2 protein-coding genes are annotated in these 1784 nt (G+C 69.2%); both read left to right on the top strand.

Going from position 1 to position 1784, the window contains the following annotated elements; translation table 11 throughout:
* The coding region (locus tag BIS11_RS16530; protein ID WP_253586581.1) for an N-acetylmuramoyl-L-alanine amidase at window positions 1–1325 on the top strand (1325 nt) is incomplete at its 5' end.
* A gap of 33 nt (window positions 1326–1358) precedes the next feature.
* On the top strand, window positions 1359–1784 hold a 426-nt coding region (gene mutL / locus BIS11_RS16535; RefSeq protein WP_253586582.1), incomplete at its 3' end, for a DNA mismatch repair endonuclease MutL.

Here is a 1784-nt window from a genome sequence, read left to right on the forward strand (position 1 = left end):
ACTTGTCCGGCGCCGCCGGGGCCAACGTGTTTTCGCTGGACAACCCCGCCCGGCTGGTCATCGATCTCGACGATACCGAAATGGCGACGGACGCCTCGACGCTGCCGCTGGGCGACAGCGCCATCGACGCCGTGCGCACCGGCACCCGCGACGATGGCGGGCTGCGCGTGGTGCTCGAACTCAACCGGGTGATCACGCCGCGTCACTTCACGCTTGCGCCCAACGAGCAGTACGGGCACCGTCTGGTCGTTGATCTCGAGTACCCCGGCGAAAGCGCGGTGGAGAACCCGATCGATCCGATCGAGGCGATGATCCGCGAACAGGAGATCCAGGCGCAGCGCATCACCGCCCAGGCCCAGGCCAGTGCACCGGCGGATGCACCGATCGCCGAGCAGGCGCCGGTGGCCGTTCAGCCGGCTCAGCCCCATCCGCGCCGCGACATCATCATTGCCGTGGACCCGGGCCACGGCGGCGAAGACCCGGGCGCGATCGGCCCGAGTGGTACCCGCGAGAAGGACGTGGTGCTGGACATCTCCCGGCGCCTGGCGGCGGACATCAACGCCACGCCCGGCTTCAAGGCGGTACTCACCCGCGACAGCGACTACTATATCGGCCTTCGCCAGCGCACCCAGCTCGCTCGCGAGCAGAAGGCGGACTTCTTCGTCTCGATCCACGCCGACGCCTTCTCGAGCCCGCGCCCCCAGGGAAGCTCCGTGTTCGCGCTCTCCCAGCGCGGGGCGACCTCGGAGACCGCCCAGTGGCTGGCCGACAGCGAGAACCGCGCGGACCTGATCGGCGGCGTGGACGGCTCGCTGTCGCTGCGCGACAAGGATCAGGTGCTGCGCGGCGTGCTGCTGGACTTGACCATGACCGCCACGCTCAACGACTCGCTCGCCATCGGCGGCGAAGTGCTCGACCGGCTCGGGCGCATCAACCGGCTGCACAAGTCCCAGGTCGAGCAGGCCGGGTTCATGGTCTTGAAGTCGCCGGACATTCCGTCGCTTCTGATCGAGACCGGCTTCATCTCCAACCCGGACGAGGAGCGTCGCCTGCGCGACCCGACCTACCAGAACACGCTCTCCCAGGCGATCTTCGGCGGGCTGCGCGCGCACTTCGAGCGCAATCCGCCCCCGGCGAGCCTTCTGGCCTGGCAGCGCGACAACAGCCGCGCACCCACCGGCAACGAGTATCGCATCCAGTCCGGCGACACGCTCTCGACGATCGCCCTGCGCCACGGCGTGCCGGTCAACCAGCTGCGCCAGGCCAACGACCTGAACGGCGACGTCATTCGCGTGGGCCAGGTGCTGCGCATTCCTGGCTCATGACCCCTGAACGCAGCCCGAGCAAAGAGGTGTGTAGTGTCTGAAGCGAGCCAAGCGACGCGCATCCACGTTCTCGACCCGCGCCTGGCCAACCAGATCGCCGCCGGCGAGGTGGTCGAGCGGCCCTCGTCGGTCACCAAGGAGCTGATCGAGAACGCCATCGACGCCGGCAGTCGGCGCATCGAGGTGGAGATCGAGCAGGGCGGCACGCGGCTGGTGCGCGTGCGCGACGACGGCATCGGCATCGGTGAGTCGGACCTGCCGCTGGCGCTGGCCCGTCACGCCACCAGCAAGATCGAAAGCCTCGAGGATCTCGAGGGGGTGAGCTCGCTCGGCTTTCGCGGCGAGGCGCTCGCCTCGATCAGCTCGGTGTCGCGTCTGGAGCTCGTCTCCAACGCCGAGGAGGACCCGCGCGGCGGCTGGCGCGTGGTGGCTGAGGGGCGCAGCATGGAGGCGCGGGTG

Origin of the sequence: Halomonas sp. 707D4, assembly GCF_024158685.1 — a bacterium.
GTDB lineage: Bacteria > Pseudomonadota > Gammaproteobacteria > Pseudomonadales > Halomonadaceae > Vreelandella.